Annotated in this window: 8 protein-coding genes; all 8 read left to right on the top strand. The window is 71.8% G+C overall.

Translation table 11 applies throughout. From position 1 onward, the window contains the following. The first annotated feature begins 8 nt into the window (after nucleotides 1–8). The 8 genes from AU196_RS07400 to AU196_RS07365 are packed head-to-tail and all read left to right on the top strand — an operon-like array spanning nucleotide 9 to nucleotide 19,590. Entirely contained in the window at nucleotides 9–3,494 is a 3,486-nt protein-coding gene (locus tag AU196_RS07400) for a non-ribosomal peptide synthetase (protein WP_197415729.1), read from the top strand. Beyond that, nucleotides 3,491–4,228 (top strand): thioesterase II family protein, encoded by a 738-nt coding sequence (locus AU196_RS07395; RefSeq protein ID WP_059094451.1) that lies wholly within the window; start codon nucleotides 3,491–3,493, stop codon nucleotides 4,226–4,228. Before AU196_RS07400 ends, AU196_RS07395 begins: the two co-directional genes overlap by 4 nt. After that, nucleotides 4,225–5,556 carry a beta-ketoacyl [acyl carrier protein] synthase domain-containing protein gene (locus tag AU196_RS07390; RefSeq protein WP_059094450.1) on the top strand — a complete coding sequence of 444 codons (1,332 nt, stop codon included), beginning with the start codon at nucleotides 4,225–4,227 and terminating at the stop codon, nucleotides 5,554–5,556. The genes AU196_RS07395 and AU196_RS07390 overlap by 4 nt, the downstream gene beginning before the upstream one ends. Next, on the top strand, nucleotides 5,553–8,489 hold the full coding sequence (gene mbtD / locus AU196_RS07385) for a mycobactin polyketide synthase MbtD (RefSeq protein ID WP_059094449.1): 2,937 nt from the start codon (nucleotides 5,553–5,555) through the stop codon (nucleotides 8,487–8,489). Before AU196_RS07390 ends, mbtD begins: the two co-directional genes overlap by 4 nt. Next, a complete protein-coding gene (locus AU196_RS07380) occupies nucleotides 8,486–13,726 on the top strand; it encodes a non-ribosomal peptide synthetase (protein ID WP_059094448.1) in 5,241 nt (1,746 codons plus the stop codon). The genes mbtD and AU196_RS07380 overlap by 4 nt, the downstream gene beginning before the upstream one ends. Next, on the top strand, nucleotides 13,723–18,102 hold the full coding sequence (locus AU196_RS07375) for a non-ribosomal peptide synthetase (protein WP_059094477.1): 4,380 nt from the start codon (nucleotides 13,723–13,725) through the stop codon (nucleotides 18,100–18,102). Before AU196_RS07380 ends, AU196_RS07375 begins: the two co-directional genes overlap by 4 nt. After that, nucleotides 18,099–19,391 (top strand): NADPH-dependent L-lysine N(6)-monooxygenase MbtG, encoded by a 1,293-nt coding sequence (mbtG, locus tag AU196_RS07370; RefSeq protein ID WP_059094447.1) that lies wholly within the window; start codon nucleotides 18,099–18,101, stop codon nucleotides 19,389–19,391. The genes AU196_RS07375 and mbtG overlap by 4 nt, the downstream gene beginning before the upstream one ends. Further along, a complete protein-coding gene (locus tag AU196_RS07365) occupies nucleotides 19,369–19,590 on the top strand; it encodes an MbtH family protein (RefSeq protein ID WP_059094446.1) in 222 nt (73 codons plus the stop codon). The genes mbtG and AU196_RS07365 overlap by 23 nt, the downstream gene beginning before the upstream one ends. Nucleotides 19,591–19,823: the final 233 nt, after the last annotated feature.

The following is a 19,823-nucleotide window of genomic DNA, read 5'->3' as shown; positions in this document are numbered from 1 at the left end:
GAGGCGTTGTGACCAGTTCGCAGACTGTACGGGCGGAGGTTGCCGAACTTCTGGGTGTCGACCAGTCCGAACTCGACCCGGATGCCGACCTGATCGCCTCGGGGCTCGACTCCATCCGCATGATGTCGCTGTCGGGGCGCTGGCGGAAGCAGGGCATCGACGTGCGGTTCGCGGCGATGGCGGCGAACCCCACCGTGGCCGCCTGGACGCAGCTCGTCGGCGAATGCACCGTCGAAAACACCGGTGCTGCAACGGAATCGACCGCGGCTACCACCGGTGGCGCGGACCCCGACGCGCCGTTCCCGCTCGCGCCGATCCAGCATGCGCTGTGGGTGGGCCGCAACGAACTCACCGAACTCGGCGGCGTGGCCGCCCACCTGTACGTCGAATTCGACGGAGCGGGTGTGGATCCGGAACGCCTCGGCGTCGCCGCCGCCCGGCTCGCCGCCCGCCACCCGATGCTGCGCGTCGACATCCTCGGCGACGGTATGCAGCGCATCAGCGACCGCGAACTACCCGTCAAGGTCACCGACCTGCGGCACCTCGAGGCCGCCGACGCCGACGAACAACTCGAGGTCATCCGCCACGCCAAATCGCATCAACTCCTCGAGGGCGAGGTGCTGGAGCTCGCGCTGACCCTGTTGCCCGGCGGGCGGTCCCGCCTGCACGTCGATCTCGACATGCAGGCCGCCGACGCGGTCAGCTACCGCAACTTCATGGCGGACCTCGCCGCGCTCTACCGCGGAGCGGAGCTGCCCGACCTGCAGTACACCTACCGCGAATACCGCAGCGCGCTCACCGCCACCGCTGGGCCGAACGCCGATGAGGATCGCCGATGGTGGACCGAGCGCATCCCCGAACTCCCCGAAGCCCCCGCCCTGCCGCTGGTTCCGCGCGCCGAACAGCGCGACCCGCGGCGCGGCACCCGGCGCTGGCGGTTCATCGACGCCGGCACCCGTGACGGTCTCTACGCGGCCGCGCGCAAACGCGGGATCACACCGGCGATGGCGTTCGCGGCCTCCTACGCCGGAACGCTGGCCCGCTGGTCGACGAGCCGGCACTTCCTGCTCAACCTGCCGATGTTCGGCCGCGAACCCTTCCACCCCGACGTGGACAGGCTGGTCGGCGACTTCTCGTCGTCACTGATGCTCGACGTCGACTTCACCGACGCGCACACGCCGGCGCAGCGGGCGCGGGTGATGCAGGAGGCGCTGCACACCTCCGCCGGCCATGCGGCCTACTCGGGCCTGTCGGTGCTGCGCGACCTGAGCCGCCATCACGGCACCCCGACGTTGGCGCCGTTCGTGTTCACCAGTGCGCTCGGCCTCGGAGACCTGTTCGCCGGTGACGTCACCGACCAGTTCGGGACGCCCGTGTGGCACATCTCCCAGGGGCCGCAGGTGCTGCTGGACTCGCAGGTGACGCCCTTCGACGGCGGCCTGCTGGTCAACTGGGACGTCCGCGAGGACGCGTTCCGGCCCGGGGTCATCGACGCGATGTTCGCCTACCAGCTCGCCGAACTCGAGCGGCTCGCCACCGACGAGGCGGCGTGGGACGCCGTCGATCCGCCCGCGGTGCCCGCCGCGCAACTGGCGGTCCGCCGCGCGCTCGAGACCACCGCCGAACGCAGCGACGACGCGTTGCACGACGGGTTCTTCCGCAGCGCCGCACGGACACCCGACGCCACCGCGGTGATCGGCTCGACCGGCACCCTCACCTATGCCGAACTGTGCGAGCGGGTCCTGGCGGTCACCGGCGCCCTGCAGGTGGCCGGCGTCGCACCGGGGGACACCGTCGCGGTGATGGGCCCCAAGTGCGCCGACCAGGTGACCGCACTACTGGCGATCCATGCCGCGGGCGCGGTGTACGTGCCCATCGGCGCCGACCAGCCCGCCGACCGTGCGCAGAGCATCCTGCGCACCGCCGGCGTGCGGATGGCCCTCGCGTGCGGTGACGAGCCGCCCGCGTTCCTGCCGGGCCTGACCATCGCCGAGGCGGTCCGCGTCGGGTCGCGGGTACACGGCGTCACCCCGGCGACGATCGAGCAGGACCGGGTCGCGTACGTGCTGTTCACCTCCGGTTCGACCGGCGAGCCCAAAGGTGTCGAGGTCACCCACGGCGCGGCCATGAACACGCTCGAATTCATCAACGGCCACTTCGGGATCGGGCCGTCGGACCGCAGCCTGGCGCTGTCCACGCTGGAGGGCGATCTGTCGGTGCTCGACGTCTTCGGGATGCTGCGCGCCGGCGGGTCGCTGGTCGTGGTGGACGAGGCGCAGCGTCGCGACCCCGACAGCTGGGCGAGGATGATCGCCGAGCACTCGGTGACCGTGCTGCACTGGATGCCCGGTTGGCTCGAGATGCTGCTGGAGGTGGGCGGTGGGCTGCCGTCGGTGCGGGTGGTCCCCACCGGCGGCGACTGGGTGCGCACCGAGATGGTCCGGGAACTGCGCAGGGCCGCGCCGAGCGTGCGGTTCGCCGGTCTGGGTGGCGCCACGGAGACCGCGATCCACAACACCATCTGCGAGCCCGGGGACCTGCCGGATGAGTGGTCCGCCGTCCCGTTCGGGCGCCCGCTGCCGAACAACACCTGCCGCGTCGTCGCCGCCGACGGTGCGGACTGCCCGGACTGGGTGCCCGGCGAACTGTGGGTCGGGGGGTGCGGAATCGCCCGTGGCTACCGTGGCCGGCGTGACCTGACCGCCGAACGTTTCGTCGTGCATGACGGCCGAACCTGGTACCGCACGGGCGATCTCGTCCGCTACCTGCCCGACGGGCAGATCGACTTCGTCGGTCGCGCCGACCACCGCGTCAAGATCAGCGGCTATCGCATCGAACTCGGCGAGGTCGAGGCCGCGCTGCGCCGCATCGCCGCCGTGGACGCCGCGGTGGCCGCCGTGCTGGCAGCCCCCGGTGACGGGCGCACCGAACAACTCGCCGCGATCGTGCGTTGCTCCGATGACCTCACCGTCGAGGACCTCACCCGTCGGATGGCCGAACTCGTTCCGCCGCACATGGTTCCGAGCCACATCGCGCTCGTCGAGGCGATCCCGTTCACGGTCGGCGGCAAGATCGACCGCAGGGCCGTCACCGCGGAGCTGACCCGGAGCATGGCCGAACGCGCGACCGGTCAGGCGCCGACGTACCGCGCACCGGAGACCGCACTCGAGCGGGCGCTGGCCGACATCGTGGCCACCGTGCTCGACCGCGACAGCGTCGGCGCCGACGACGACTTCTTCGAACTCGGAGGCGATTCGGTGCTGGCCACCCAGACCGTGGCGCGGATCCGCGAGTGGCTCGATTCGCCCGCGGTGATGGTCACCGACATCTTCGCCGCGCGCACCGTCGGCGCCCTGGCGCAGCGGCTCGTCGACAACGAGTCCGGTAGCGAGCGCCTCGACGCCGTCGCCGAGCTCTACCTCGAAGTCACCGACATGAACGCGGTCGACGTGGCGTCCGCGCTCGACTCGACGTCGGCGCAGGCGTCCCGATGACGGCGCAGCAACTGGAGTTCGCGCCTTGGGTGAAACGGTTCCCGGCCACGGGTGGCGCGACGGCGGTCGTGTTCCCGCACGCCGGCGGCGCCGCCGCGGCCTACCGTGCACTCGCGACGTCGTTCTCCGCCAACGGGATCGACACCTACATCGTCCAGTACCCGCAGCGGGCCGACCGACTGCGGCACCCCGCGGCGGAGAGCATCGGCGACCTCGCCGCCCAGCTGTTCGACGCCGGGCCGTGGGACCGTCTCGGCCCGCTCGACCTGTTCGGCCACTGCATGGGCGCGGTGGTGGCCTTCGAATTCGCCCGGGTCGCCGAACGACACGGCGTCACCGTGCGCACCGTGTGGGCGTCGGCGGGGCAGGCTCCGTCCACGGCGGCCGAGGCCGCGCCGCTGCCGAGCACCGACCGCGACGTCCTCGCCGACATGGTCGACCTCGGCGGGACGGACCCCCGGCTGCTCGAGGACGAGGACTTCGTCGAACTGCTCGTGATGGCGGTGCAGGCCGACTACCGCGCGTTGAGCGGATATGCCTGTCGGCGTGACGAGCAGATCAGCGCCGACATCCACGCGCTGCGCGGCGACCGCGACCACCGGATCAGCGAGGAGTGGTCGCGGCGCTGGGCCTCGCACACCGCGGGCCGGTTCACGCTGTCGACGTTCCAGGGCGGCCACTTCTACCTCGACGAGCACCTCGACGAGGTGGCCGCACTGGTGGGCGGCGGATGACCGGCACCGACCGCGTCGTCCCAGAGGCGGATCCCGTGGTCGTCGTCGGGATGGCGGTGGAGGCGCCCGGCGGTATCGAGACGCCGGAGGACTACTGGACGTTGCTGTCCGAACAGCGCGAAGCGCTGGGTCCGTTCCCCACCGACCGCGGCTGGTCGCTACGCGAGTTGTTCTCCGGATCCCGGCGCGAGGGGTTCAAGCCGATCCACGACCTGGGCGGGTTCCTCTCCAGCGCATCGGTGTTCGATCCGGAGTTCTTCGGGATCTCGCCCCGTGAGGCCGTCGCGATGGACCCCCAGCAGCGGGTGGCGTTGCGCCTGGCGTGGCGGGCGCTGGAGAACAGCGGCATCAACCCCGACGACCTCGCCGGCCACGACGTCGGGTGCTACCTCGGCGCCTCGGCGCTGGAATACGGGCCCGGGCTCACCGAGTTCTCGCACCACAGCGGCCATCTGATCACCGGGACGTCGCTGGGGGTCATCTCCGGACGCATCGCCTACACGCTCGATCTGGCCGGCCCCGCCGTCACCGTCGACACCTCGTGCTCCTCGGCGCTGTCCGCGTTCCACCTCGCCGTGCAGGCGCTGCGATCCGGCGACTGCGACATCGCGCTGACCGGCGGTGTGTGCGTCATGGGTTCCCCCGGGTACTTCGTCGAATTCTCCACCCAACACGCTCTTTCGGACGACGGCCACTGCCGTCCCTACAGCGCGCACGCCAGCGGCACGGTCTGGGCCGAGGGCGCCGGATTGTTCGTGCTGCAGCGCAAGTCGGGTGCGGTGCGCGACGGCCGCGACGTCCTCGCCGAGGTCCGCGCCAGCAGCATCAACTCCGACGGCCGCACCGTCGGGTTGACCGCGCCCAGCGAGAGCGCCCAGAGCCGGCTGTTCGCCAAGGCGATCCGGCAGGCCGGCGTGACACCCGAAGACGTCGGCATGATCGAAGGCCACGGCACCGGGACACGACTCGGTGACAAGACCGAACTGCGCTCGCTGGCCGCCACCTACGGCGACACCGCAGCCGGCCGCGGACCGCTGCTCGGCTCGGTCAAGTCCAACATCGGGCACACCCAGTCGGCCGCGGGCGCCCTCGGGCTGGCGAAGGTGCTCGTCGCCGCCGAGCACGCCACCATCCCGCCCACCCTGCACGTCGACGAGCCCAGCCGCGAGATCGACTGGGAGGGTGGCGCTCTGCGGCTGGCGGACAAGCTGACACCGTGGCCGGCCCGCAACGGCGAACGCGTGGGCGCGGTCTCCGCGTTCGGTATGAGCGGCACCAACACCCACCTCGTCGTGGCGATGCCGGACCGGCCCCGGGAAGCGACGTGACGCGGCCGGACCGGTGGCCCGACGGGCGGATGCCGGTGCTGCTCAGCGCGCATGCCGACCACCTCATCGCCCGGGACGCCGGGAGCGTCCTGAGCTATCTGGACGACCATCCCACGGCCTCGGTCGCCGATGTGGCCGGTCACCTGATCGCCACTCGCCGCGTGCGGCGGCACCGGGCCGTGGTGCGCGCGGGCGACCTCGACGAACTGAAGGACGGTCTGCGGGCGGTCGCCGCCGGCGACGATCACCCTCTGGTCGGCCGGGGCGCCGCGGGGTCCGCCACGCGCATCGCGTTCGTCTTCCCCGGGCAGGGCACGCAGTGGCCGTCGATGGGGGCGCAGGCGTACAGGGAGTTGCCGCAGTACCGGGCCGCGGCCGACGCGTGCGCGCAGGCGTTCACCGCGGCGGGCGCGGCGTCGCCGATGCGGTACCTGACCACATCCGAGGGCCCCTTCTCCGAGACCGAGATCGAGGGCGCGCAGTTCACCCACGCCGTCGCGCTCGCCCACGTCTGGCGGTCCTACGGTGTGCTGCCCGACGTCGCCGTCGGCCACAGTCTCGGTGAGATCGGGGCCGCCTACATCGCCGGCGCGATCACGCTGGCCGACGCGGTGGCGGTGGTCGTCGCCCGCGCCGGGGTGGTCGATCGACTGCCCGGCGACCACGCCGTGGCCGTCCTGGGCGTGGACCCCGCCGCCGCGCAGCACGTCATCGCGGCCACACCGGGCTGGCTCGAACTGTCGGTGGTCAACGCCGCGACCTCGGTTGCGGTCTCCGGTGATCGACAGGCGGTTTCGGCGGCCGTCGCACGGGTGCGCGAGCAGGGCCTGTTCGCGCGCGAGATCACCGTCAGCTTCCCGGTGCACACCAGCATCCTCGAACCCCTGCGGGACGACTTCGTCAACCGGCTGCCGCAGGCGGTCTTCGCCGACACCCCGGTGCAGTTCATCGGCGGGGCCACCGGAGACGTGGTGCCCGCGGGCACCGCGTTCGGCGACTACTGGTACCGGAACCTGCGCGACACGGTTCGATTCGACCTCGCCTTCGAATCGGCATTGCGTTGTGGGGCAACCACCTTCGTCGAGCTGTCCGCGCATCCACAGCTGCTGTTCGCGATGGGCGACCTGCTCGGCGACACCGCTGCCACGCTCGTCGGATCGGGCAGGCGCGACATCCCGATCTGCGAGGCGCTGTCGGCCAACCTCGCGGCCGCGACCGCGTCGGACGCGGGCTACGGCTGGCGCGACGCCGTCGCTCGCACCGGAAATCGGCTGCGGGGTTTCCCGAACGCGCCGATGCACGATACGCCGATGTGGGCGGCACCCGAACCGCTGCCCGAGTCGGCGACCCTCACCGTCGCCCAGGAGGTTTGGCAACCGGTGGGCGACAGTGCCCGGCCGGCGTCCACGGCGCCTGTCGCGGTGGCCGTGCTGGACCTCGGCGCCGCCGGTGCGCTCGGTGAGCGGCTGCGCACGGTCGTCGGCGGTCACCCCCGTGCGGCGCTCACCGCGCCGGGGGACGCGGAGGTCATGGTCGTGGTCGCACCGCAAGCCGCGGACGACTCCGACGCCGGCGCCGCCGTCGCGGCGCTCACCGAACTGGTGGGTGCCGGCGCACTGCGCTACCCCGCCGCGGCCGGGCCGCGATGCCGCGACATCTGGCTGCTCACCGTGGCCGGCGAACAGGTGCGCGCCGGGGAGCCGCTGACGCCGTCCTCCGCAGCGACCGCCGCGATGCACCGCAGCCTCGGGCTCGAGAACCCCGACCTCGGCTTCCACCACCTGGACCTGTCCGCCGACGTGACGGTCGACCCGGCGCTCGTCGACACGCTGCTGACCGGGGCGGGCGAGCTCGCCATCCGCGACGACGGTACGGGTCCGGTGCTGTTCCGGCGCACCGTGTCCGACGCCCCTGCCGCGACGGCCTGGGCGCTGGACTCCGGCGTCCTCGACAACGTGGTGATCACCGGCGGTGCCGGCGAGATCGGCCTGCACTATGCGCGCCACCTCGCCGACCGGGGTGCTCGGCGGATCGTCCTGCTCAGCCGCCGCACCGTCGACCCGACGGTGCTCGCGCGGCTCGCCGAACCCCACGGCGCCGAGGTGCTGTCGGTTGCGTGCGACCTCACCGACCGTGAAAGCGTCCGCGCCGCAGCGGGATCCGCGGGCGGCGGAGCGACGCTGCTGATCCACGCCGCGGGTGCGGCGACATTCGCCAGCGGCGAGCGCCTCGATGCGTCGGCCGCCGCGAACACGCTGGGCGCCAAGGTCGTCGGCCTCGCCCACGTCGTCGAACTGTGGCCGCTGCGCCAGGACGCCCGCATCCTGTTGTGCTCGTCGGTGTCCGGGCTGTGGGGCGGTCGCGGCCACGCGGTGTACTCGGCGGCCAACCGGATGCTCGACGCGACGGCGCAGCGGCTGCGCGCCGACGGTCGCCGCTGCACGGCCGTGCGGTGGGGGCTGTGGCAGTCCGAGAGCGGGTCGGGAATCGTCGACGCCGGCGAGACCGCCCGCATCGAGCGCTCCGGACTGCGGCCGATGGTCCCCCAACAGGCCATCGAGGCCAGCCTGCGCGAGCACACCGTCGACCCGCTGGTGCTCGCCGCCGACCCGCACCGCATCCGGATGTTCTCCGGCGGCGACGAACCCGTGCGCGCACAGGTCGCACCCGAAACCCCCGCCGCCGCCCCGATGGACACCGCCGATGCCGTGCGCGGCGAACTCGCGGCAGTCCTCAAGATCATTGACCCCGCCGGGATCGACCTCGACGCGTCGCTGTTCGACCTCGGTGTCGATTCCCTGCTCGCTCTCGACCTGCGTAAGAGGTTCCGGCGCGTCATGGGCCGGACGGTCCCGCTCGCCACGCTGCTGGGCGGTGTGACCGGCGCGGAACTGGTCGCCGAGCTCGACGAGAAAGTGGATACCCCAGAGTGACTGACACCACCGCATCACGGTTGGCCGGCCCGGATGACCAGGCCCGCCTGGAGTTGTTGCGCCGCAGACTCAGCGAGCGCGGCCTGGCGTCACAGGACGTCGCCGCGACCGTGCCCTCGACCCGGGAACTGTCCGAGGGTCAGCAGCGGATGTGGTTCGTCCAGACCGCCGACCCGTCCGGCGCACTGCTCAACGTGTGCCTGTCCTACCGGATCAGCGGCGCCGTCGACCTCGGTGCGCTGCGCGCCGCCCTCGACGCCGTCGCGCACAGACACCCCGTCCTGCGCACCACCTACACCGCCGACGAGACCGGCGAACCGCGTCCCACCGTGCACGCCGATCTGCGTCCCGGCTGGGCCGAACACGACCTGACCGGCCTGGCGAACCCGTCCGAGCAGGCACAGCGGCTGCGGCTCGAGGTCCTCGCCCAGCGGGAGTTCACGGCGCCGTTCGACCTGTCCACCGACGCGCCGTTGCGGATCACCATGGTGCGCACCGGGATCGACGAGTACATCATGCTGCTGGTCGCCCACCACATCGCCTGGGACGACGGGTCCTGGGAGGTGTTCTTCGGCGACCTCACCCGCGCCTACACCGGCGGTGACGCGGGGGAGGAGCTGGCACCGCACGTCCCCGCGGCTCCCCGTGGCGCCGCGGACGACCTCGCCTACTGGCGCCGGGTTCTGGCCGATCCGCCGGAGCCGCTGGAACTTCCCGGACCGACCGGTTCGGCGGTGCCGACCAGTCTCCGCTCCGCGCGGACCAGCGTAGCGCTTGACGCCGAGACCACCCGGCGGGTCGTCGATCTGGCGCGCGAGACCGGATGCACGCCGTACGCGGTGTTGCTGGCGGTCTTCGGAACGCTGATCCACCGCTACACCCACGCCGACGACTTCCTCGTCGCCACCCCGGTGCTCAACCGTGGTTCGGGCACGGAGGGCCGCATCGGCTACTACGGCAACACCGTGGCCATGCGGCTGCAGCCCAAGCCGTCGATGTCGTTCCGCGACATGCTGATCCAGGCCCGCGACACCGCCCTCGGCGCGTTCGCCCACCAGGGCATCAACCTCGACGAGGTGGTCCGCGAGCTCAACCCCGACCGCCGCCACGGAACCGAACGGATGACCAGGGTCAGCTTCGGCTTCCGCGGACCGGACCGGTTCGGCTTCGCGCCGCCCGGTGTCCGCTGCGAACGGGCCGAACTGCGCAGCCACCTCACCCAACTGCCGCTGGGCGCCATGGTCGAGTTCGACGCCGAGCCCTCCGGTGGGGGTGCGCTGGTCGAGTTCGAGCACCTGGTCGAGATCATCGAACCCGCACTGGCTCGACAGCTTCTCGACCATTTTGTCGTGTTGCTCGACAGCGCACTCGACCATCCCGACACGTCGCTCTCACGTCTCGACCTGATGGGCGCCGCGGACGCCGGGTGGCTGCACGACATCGCGTGCGGTGAACACTTCGACACCTCGCCCCGCACACTGCCCGACCTGATCGCCGCGCAGGTGGCGGCCACACCCGATGCGATCGCGGTGGTCTACGAGGGCGGGCGCCACACGTACCGGGAGATCAACGAGGCCGCCAACCGGGTCGCGCACTGGCTGATCGGCCAGGGTGTCGGCGCCGAGGACCGGGTCGCGGTGCTGCTCGACAAGTCGCCCGAACTGGTCGTCACGGCACTGGGCGTGGCTAAGGCCGGTGCGGTGTACGTGCCGATCGATCCGACCTACCCCGAGGACCGGCTCACGTTCATCCTCGGCGACTGCGACGCGCGAATCGTGCTGCGCGAGCCGCTCACCGGGCTGGACACCCTGCCCGCCCACGACCCCACCGACGCCGACCGGGTGCGGCCATTGCTCCCCGGGAACACCGCCTACCTGATCTACACCTCCGGCACCACCGGACTGCCCAAAGGCGTTCCAGTACCGCACCGCCCCGTCGCGGAGTACTTCGTCTGGTTCAAGGCCGAATATCAGGTCGACGCGAAGGACCGGCTGCTGCAGGTCGCCTCGCCCAGCTTCGACGTGTCGATCGCCGAGATCTTCGGCATGCTGGCCTGTGGCGCCAGGATCGTCGTCCACCGGCCCGGCGGTCTCAACGACATCGGTTACCTCACGGAGCTGTTGCGCGAGGAGGGCATCACCGCGATGCACTTCGTGCCGTCGCTGCTCGGTCTGTTCCTGTCGTTGCCCGGCGTGAACCAGTGGCGCACCCTGCAGCGGGTGCCGATCGGGGGTGAACCCCTGCCCGGTGAGGTGGCCGACAAGTTCCACGCCACCTTCGACGCGCTGCTGCACAACTTCTACGGCCCGACCGAGACCGTGATCAACGCCAGCCGCTACAAGGTGGAAGGCAAGCAGGGCACCCGCATCGTGCCGATCGGCCGCCCGAAGATCAACACGCAGATGCACCTGCTCGACGATGCGCTGCAGCCGGTGCCCGTCGGCGTGATCGGCGAGATCTACATCGGTGGAACGCATGTGGCGCACGGCTACCATCGCAGGCCCGGGCTGACCGCCGAACGCTTCGTGGCCGATCCGTTCACCCCCGGTGGCCGGCTGTACCGATCGGGTGACCTCGCCCGTCGCAACGCCGACGGGGACATCGAATTCGTCGGGCGCGCCGACGAGCAGGTGAAGATCCGCGGTTTCCGCATCGAACTCGGCGACGTGGCGGCCGCGATCTCCGTCGACCCCAGCGTCGGACAGGCCGTGGTGGTGGTCAGCGAACTGCCGAAACTCGGCAAGAGCCTGGTCGGGTACCTGACGCCGGTGAGCGGTGAGGACCGCGACTCGGTGGCCGTCGACCGCATCCGCGCGCGGGTGGCCGCGGCGCTGCCCGAGTACATGGTGCCCGCGGCGTACGTGGTGATCGACGAGATACCGATCACGGCCCACGGCAAGATCGACCGGGCCGCGCTGCCCGAACCGGAGCTCACGTCCACCGTCGAGTTCCGCGAACCCGCCACCGACACCGAACACGAGATCGCCGGGCTGTTCGGCGAACTGCTCGGCCGCGAACGGAGCATCGGCGCCGACGACTCGTTCTTCGACCTCGGCGGCCACTCGCTGCTGGCGACGAAACTCGTTGCGGCCGTGCGTACCTCGTGCGGTGTCGACATCGGCGTCCAAGAGGTCTTCGAACTCGCCACCGTGGCGGAGCTCGCCGGTCACATCGACGCGCTGCGCGCGGGGGGAGGTGGCCCCGTGCGTCCGCGCCTGACACCGCTGCACCTCGACGGCCCCGCACCGCTGTCCTCGGCGCAGCTGCGGTCCTGGTTCGCCTACCGCGTCGACGGGCCCAGCGTCGTCAACAACATCCCGTTCGCCGCGCGGCTGCGCGGACCGTGCGACGTCGACGCGCTGGTCACCGCCATCGGCGACGTGGTCGACCGGCACGAGATCCTGCGCACCGTGTACCGGGAGATCGACGGTGTGCCGCACCAGATCGTGCTGCCGTCGGAACCGGTGACCGTGCGACGTGCCCACGGCGACGGGGAGGAGTGGCTGCGCGCCGAACTCGACCGTGAACGCGGCCACGTCTTCGACCTCGAGCACGACCGCCCGATCCGCCCCGCCGTCCTGAGCGTTCCCGACGGTCACGTGCTGTCGGTGGTGATGCACCACATCGCAGGCGACCACTGGTCGGCCACCGTGCTGTTCGCCGATCTGCTGACGGCCTACCGGGCGCGGGCCGCGGGCGAGGCGCCCGCCTGGGCGCCGCTTCCCGTGCAGTACGCCGACTTCGGCGCCTGGCAGACCGCGCTGCTCGCCGACGACGCCGGCATCGCCGGCCCGCAGCGCGACTACTGGACCCGGCAGCTGGCGGGGCTGCCGGAGGAGACCGGGCTGCGCCCCGACTTCGCGAGGCCGCCGGTGCCGAGCGGGCTGGCCGAGGCGGTCGAGTTTCACATCGACGGGGTGACCCGCGACAGGCTGTCGGTGCTGTGCCGCGAACTCGGGGTCACCGAATTCATGCTGCTGCAGGCGGCGGTGGCCGTGGTGCTGCACAAGGCAGGCAGCGGTCCCGACGTCCCGCTGGGCACCCCGGTGGCCGGCCGGTCCGAAGCGGAGCTCGACCAGCTGGTGGGGTTCTTCATCAACATCCTGGTGCTGCGCAACGACTTACGCGGCAACCCCACCCTGCGGGAGGTGTGCCGTCGTGCCCGCGAGATGGCACTGGAGGCCTACGCCCACCAGGATCTGCCGTTCGACCAGGTGGTCGACGCGGTCAGCCCGGTGCGCACCCTGGCGCGCAACCCGCTGTTCAGCGTGGTGGTGCACGTGCGCGAACAACTGCCCGAGGACCGCGTGATCGACCACGGCCCCGGCGGCGACACCACGGTCACGGTGCTCGAGCCGACGTTCGACGCCGCGCATGCGGACCTGTCGCTGAACTTCTTCGCCTCTGAGAGGGGGGTGGACGGCGGCGGCGGATACCGGGGCCATGTCATCTACCGGCCCGAGCTCTACAGCCGCGAGACCGCACAGCGGTTCGTCGGCTGGCTGGCCCGGGTGGTGGCGGCGTTCGCCGAGCAGCCGGACCTGGCGATCGACGACCTCGACATCGGCGCGCCAGGGGAACGGCAGCGCATCGTCGAACAGTGGGGCGGTGGCGAGGTCTTCGTGCTGGACCAGGCGCTGCGGCCGGTGCCGGTCGGTGTGGTCGGCGACGTGTACACCGCGGGCGGTCCGCTGGCCGCCGCCCACTGGAACGGGGCCGCGTTGACCGCGGCCCGGCTGGTCGCCCACCCGTACGGGCGGCCGGGTGCGCGGCTGCACCGCACCGGCGACCGGGCCAGGTGGAGTGCGCAGGGCGTGCTCGAACTGGTCGGCTCGGACGACCGCGCCGCCGGCCCCCCCGCGCGCGCAGCGGAACAGAGCGGCGAACCGCCGGCCACCGACACCGAACGTGCGCTGGCGACCCTGCTCGGCGAGGTCCTCGATGTCGAGGTCACCGGGCGGTACGACGACTTCTTCACCCTCGGCGGGGACAGCATCCTCGCCGTGCAACTCGCCGCACGGGCCCGCGACGCGGGACTCGCGCTGACCGCCCGGATGGTGTTCGAACAGCCCACACTGCACGACCTCGCCGCGGCCGTCGACGAGAAGGCCGCGACCACGAACGGCGGGGCCGGTGCGGACACCGCCCACGCGCCGATGAGCGCGTCCGGTCTGTCCGCCGACGACCTCGCCGCGTTGACGGCGTCGTGGAGCGCCTCGCAGGGGGATGGGCGGTGACGCGGGCCGACGCGGCCCGCACCGCGAACGCCATCGAGGACGTGATGGCGCTGAGCCCGCTGCAGCAGGGGCTCTACTCGATGACCATGCTCACCGGCACCGAGCACACCGACGGTGATCCCTACGTGATCGCGATGGCCGCCGACGTGACGGGGACGCTGGACACCGCGCTGCTGCGCGACTGCGCGACGGCGATGCTGACCCGGCACCCGAACCTGCGGGCCGGCTTCTTCCGCGGCGACCTGCCCCGCCCGGTCCAGGTGGTCCCCGCGCGCATCGAGCTGCCCTGGACGCACGTCCGTGCGGGCGACGCCGACGAGGTGGCCGCGCTGGAGGACCGCGAGCGGCGGCGCCCGTTCGACCTCGAACGCGGGCCGGCGATCCGGTTCCTCCTGATCGAATCATCCCGCGACACATGGCGTCTGGTGATCGTCGCGCACCACATCGTGATTGACGGCTGGTCGCTTCCGCTGTTCGTCGGTGAGCTGATGACGCTCTACCGGGCGGGCGGGGATCCGAGCGCGCTGGGCGGCCCGCCACGGCCCTACCGCGACTACATCGGCTGGCTGGCCGGCCGCGACCAGGCGGCGAGCCGGGCGCTGTGGACCGAACACCTCGCCGGCATCGACGGGCCGACGCTGCTGACCCCGGCACTGTCCGCCGCCGAACCGGCCCCGGGCCTGCCGCGGCGCACCGAGGTCACCCTGGACGCCGCCGCCACCCGCCGGCTGACCGAGGCGGCCCGTGCCCGCGGTGTCACCGTCAACACGCTGGTGCAGATGGCGTGGGCGGCGATGCTGTCGGTCTTCACCGACCGCCGTGACGTGACCTTCGGGATGACGGTGTCGGGACGTCCGGACGAACTCGCCGGTGTCGAGACCATGGTCGGCCTGTTCATCAACACCGTGCCGCTGCGGGTGCGGCTCGACCCGGTCGAGACCGTTGGTGCACAGTGCCTTTCGCTGCAGCGCACCGCCGCCGCGCTGCGTGAGCACAGCTATCTCGCCCACGCCGAGTTGCGTGCGCTGGCCGGGGTCGGCGAGCTGTTCGACTCCCTGCTGGTCTACGAGAACTTCCCGCCGGGCGGGCTGGCCGGCGGCGATCACCGCTTCGAGGCCGGCGGCGCCACCTTCGTTCCCGCCGCGCTGGAGAGCCTGTCGCACTTCCCGGTGACCATCGCCGCCCACATGGCCGGTGAGCGGTTGACGGTGCTGGTGGAGACCCTCGACGGTGCGCTCGGTGCGCTCGCCCCCCACGACGTGGGGCAGTGCCTGCTCGACACCGTCGAGCGGCTGATCACCTTCTGGGACGCGCCACTTCGTGACGTGCACATCCGGTCCGACGGCGGCCCCGCGGTGTCCGCGGTCACGGAGATCCCGGACCGGACCGGTGTGCACACCGTGTTCTCCGAGGCGGCGCTCCGCACGCCGGACGCCGTCGCCGTCAGCTGGGAGGGTGGCGCCCTCACCTACCGTGAGGTCGACGCGGCCGCCGACCGGCTGGCCGCCACCCTGACCGCGCACGGAGTCATCGCCGAAACACCTGTCGCCGTGGCACTCTCGCGTGGCCCGGACTACGTGGTCGCGATGCTGGCCGTGCTCAAGGCGGGCGGCATGATCGTGCCGCTCGATCCCGGGATGGCGGGGGAGCGCATCGAGGAGATCCTGCGGCAGACGTCGGCACCCGTCGTCGTCGACGATGCGCTGCTGGCCTCCGTCGGCGACCCGGACCCATCGTGGACTCCGGCGGCGGTCACCCGTGGCCGGGCCGCCTACGCGGTGTTCACCTCCGGCACCACCGGCATCCCCAAGGGCGTGATCGGCACCCATGAGGCGGTACTCGCCTACGGCGACGACCACGCGCGGCACGTGCTCAGGCCGGCGGCCGAACGGCTGGGCCGCCCGCTGCGGATCGCGCACGCCTGGTCGTTCACGTTCGACGCCGCATGGCAGCCGCTGGTCGCGCTGTTCGAGGGCCATGCGGTGCACATCATCGGCGACGACGTCCAGCGCGACGCCGAGGCGCTGGTCGACACCATCGAACGGCACGGCATCGACATGATCGACACCACACCGTCGATGTTCGCTCAGCTCAGGGCTTTCGGGCTGATGTCACGGGTGCCGCTCGCGGTGTTGGCGCTCGGCGGCGAAGCGGTGGGCAGCGGCACCTGGCGGTTCATCCGCGAGGAGTGCGCGCGCACCGCGATGAGCGCCTACAACTGCTACGGGCCCACCGAGACGACCGTCGAGGCCGTCGTCGCCCCGATCGCCGAACACCCGCACCCGGTCATCGGCTCCCCGACCCGCCACACCCGCGCCTACGTGCTCGACGCGTGGCTGCGTTCGGTGCCCGACGGCGTCGCCGGGGAGCTGTACCTGTCCGGCGCCCAGCTGACCCGCGGCTATCTGAACCGGGCCGGGGAAACCGCCGGCCGATTCGTCGCGGATCCGTTCCGGGCCGGTGACCGGATGTACCGCACCGGCGACGTGGTGCGCCGCGACCCCGATGGCGCCCTGCAGTATCTCGGCCGCAGCGACGATCAGGTCAAGATCCGCGGCTTCCGGGTCGAACCGGGTGAGGTGTGCGCGGTGCTGCAGACCCACCCCGGGGTGCGCGCCGCCCACGTCGCCGTCCGCGCGCACGCCGCCGGTCCCCGGTTGATGGCTTACGCCGCGACCGGCGGCGCCGACGTCGCGGTCGCCGAGCTCCGGCGCACGCTCAGCGCCCGGCTGCCGCGCTATCTCGTCCCGCACCACATCACCGTGCTCGACGACCTGCCGCTGACCGCGCACGGCAAGATCGACGACGCCGCCCTCGCCGCGCACGATGCCGCCGCCACCGGTCCGGCGGCCGCCCCGGAGACGCCCACCGAGGCCGCGCTGGCCGAGGCAGTCGCCGAACTCCTCGGCGTCGCGGCTGTGGACGTGGGCGCCGACCTGCTCTCGCTCGGCATGGACAGCATCGTGGCGCTCTCGGTCGTCCAGGCCGCCCGCCGGCGCGGCGTCGCGCTGCGGGCCCGGTTGATGCTCGAATGCGGGTCGATCCGCGAACTCGCATCGGCCATCGATGCCGAGTCCGGTACCGAATTCGGTTCGGACGCACCGGATGTGGCGTCGTCGGAGCCGATCCCGGTGCTGCCGAACGCGCACTGGCTCTACGAGCACGGCGACCCGCGTCGGCTCGCGCAGACCGAGGCGATCCCGCTGCCGGACGGCATCACCGCCGACGCGCTGCGCACCCTGCTCGAGGCCGTGGTCGACGGTCACGAGGTGCTACGCACCCGGTTCGACCGCGCCACCATGACGCTTGTGCCGCAGACGGATTCGCCCGCAGACGGACTGTTGTCCGAAGTCCCGGTGCGCGGTGACCTCGCCGCCGCCGTCGCCGAGGCCACCGCATCCGCGGTGCAGACACTGGATCCCGAGCGCGGCAGGTTGTGGTCGGCGGTGTGGCTGCGCCCGGCGCACGGCCCCGGCGTGCTGGTGGTGACCGCGCACGTGCTGGCGATCGACCCGGCGTCGTGGCGGGTCGTCCTCGGTGAGCTCGACGCCGCCTGGCACGCGCTGACATCCGGACGCGCGCCTGTGCCGACCCGCGAACACACCACCTACCGCCGATGGTCGGCGCTGCTGTACGAGCGGGCCCACCACCTCGAGACCGCCGACTTCTGGGCGGCCCAACTCGACGGTCCCGATCCGGATCTCGGGGCGCGCCGGGTGCAGCCGGAGACGGACCGGGCGGGCGATCTCGACGTCAGCGTCGCCATCACCGACGCTCAACTCACCGCGCGGCTCATCGCCTCGGCGGAAGCCGTGCCGACACTGCTGGCCGCCGCGGCGGCGCGGACCGTGACCGCCTGGCGCAGACGGCGCGGGCAGCCCACGCCGACACCGTTGTTGGCGCTGGAGACCCATGGCCGCGCCGACGGCGTCGTGAGCGACGAGGCCGACACCGGCGACACCGTCGGACTGCTCAGCGCGATCTACCCCGTCCGGGTCGACCCGGACAGCGGTCCGGTCGAGATCCCGGGCGACGGCGTGGATTTCGGCCTGCTGCGCTATCTGCGTGCCGACACCGCCGAACGGCTCGGCGCCTACCGGCAACCGCAACTGCTGCTGAACTACCTGGGCCGCGCCGACGTGCGGGGTGCCGGCGCGTTCAACGTGGACAAGGGACTTCTCAGCGCGGTGTCGGTGCTTCCCGAGCCGGAGCTTGCCGTCCGGCACGAGGTGACGGTGATGGCCGCGATCCTCACCCATGGGGACGCACCGGTGCTGGCCACCCAGTGGCGGACGCTGCCCGGAATCCTGTCCGCCGACGACGTCGCCGTCCTGCACGCCCTGTGGCAGGACGCGCTGCGGGAGGTTGTCCCATGACCGCGACGCTGGCCGTCATCGGCGCAGGCCCCAAGGCCGTGGCCGTGGCCGCCAAGGCCGCCGAACTGCGCGCCATGGGCGTCGACGCGCCGGAGGTGGTGGCCGTCGAACGCACCGGGGTGGGGGCGAACTGGACCGCCGCGGGTGGATGGACCGACGGGCAGCACCGGCTGGGCACCAGCCCGGAGAAGGACATCGGTTTCCCGTACCGCTCTGCGCTCGTACCGCGGCGCAACGCCGAACTCGACGAGCGGATGACACGACACAGCTGGCAGGCCTACCTCGTCGCCACCTCGCAGTTCGCCGAGTGGATAGACCGCGGCAGGCCGGCGCCGAACCACCACCGGTGGGCCGCCTACCTGCGCTGGGTCGCCGATGCCATCGGGATGACCGTGGTGCGTGGCGATGTGGAGCGCATCTCGGTCGGCGGCCGGGGCTGGGAGCTGCACACCCGGGAGTCGACGGTGGACGCCGACGCGGTGATGATCACCGGACCGGGGCAGGCCGAACGGACATTGCTGCCGGGCCATCCGCGGGTGATGTCGATCGCCGACTTCTGGCGGCGCGTCGCCGGGCACGAGCTGATCGTCGCCGAGCGCGTCGCGATGATCGGCGGCGGCGAGACCGCCGCATCGATGCTCAACGAACTGTTCCGACACCGGGTTTCGACGATCACCGTGATCTCACCGCAGGTCACGCTGTTCACCCGGGGGGAGGGGTTCTTCGAGAACACGCTGTTCTCCGACCCCACCGGCTGGACCAGCCTCACGCTCGCCGAGCGGCGCGACGCCATGTTCCGTACCGACCGCGGCGTGTTCTCCGCGCGCGTGCAGGAAGCGCTGCTGGCCGACGACCGCATCCGCCACCTACGGGGTCGGGTCGCCCACGCGGTGCCCCGCGACGACCGGATCCGGCTGACGCTGCAGACCGACCGCGCCGGTGAGCGCCTGGAGACCGTGCACGGTTTCGACCTTGTGATCGACGGGCAGGGCGCCGACGCGCTGTGGTTCCTGCCGCTGCTCGGCCAGGACACCCGCGACCTGCTCGAGCTCGGTCTCGGCGGACCGCTCACCGGTGAGCTGCTCCAGGAGTCGATCGGCCACGACCTCTCCCTCGAGGGCGTCGCTCCGAAGCTGTTCCTGCCCGGCCTCGCCGGGCTCACCCAGGGACCTGGTTTCCCGAACCTCAGCTGCCTCGGTCTGCTGTCCGATCGCGTACTCGGCGCGGATCTGCGGACCAGTACAGCCACGACACACAGGAGAAGCATTGAGCACCAACCCATTCGATGACGACGGCGGACGCTTCTACGTGCTGGTCAACGACGAGGAGCAGCACAGCCTGTGGCCGACGTTCGCCGACGTGCCCGCAGGCTGGCGCGTCGTGTTCGGCGAGGCCACCCGCGCCGACTGCCTCACCTACGTCGAGGAGAACTGGACGGATCTGCGCCCGCGCAGCCTGCGCGAGGCGATGTCGTCGCACGAGAACTGACTCCCTGAGAAATTTTGCTCGGTCGATCCACAGCAAAGACCAGGCAGAGGGGACACGGACCGAGCGCCGCCTGCAACCCCGGGTGAGGAAACCCGGGGTGCTCCGCTGATCTTGAGCTTCTCCATAAGTGGGCTCATGGGCTATCGGTGACGCGCCGCTCCGGGCCTTCGCAGCGAAAGCCCAGCAAAATGCCGTTGTTGAGCCTTGCTTAGTAAGGTTAGGCGAACCTATTG

Source organism: Mycobacterium sp. IS-1742 (genome assembly GCF_001500125.1).
Lineage (GTDB): Bacteria > Actinomycetota > Actinomycetes > Mycobacteriales > Mycobacteriaceae > Mycobacterium.
Note: the sequence above shows the minus strand (reverse complement) of the source record. Positions and strands in the feature narration are given on the sequence as shown.

Bases quoted from the DNA above. Each gene is read 5' to 3' on its own strand.
- mbtG (WP_059094447.1), top strand. From the start codon at position 18,099: ATGACCGCGACGCTGGCCGTCATCGGCGCAGGCCCCAAGGCCGTGGCC.
- AU196_RS07395 (WP_059094451.1), top strand. From the start codon at position 3,491: ATGACGGCGCAGCAACTGGAGTTCGCGCCTTGGGTGAAACGGTTCCCG.
- AU196_RS07390 (WP_059094450.1), top strand. From the start codon at position 4,225: ATGACCGGCACCGACCGCGTCGTCCCAGAGGCGGATCCCGTGGTCGTC.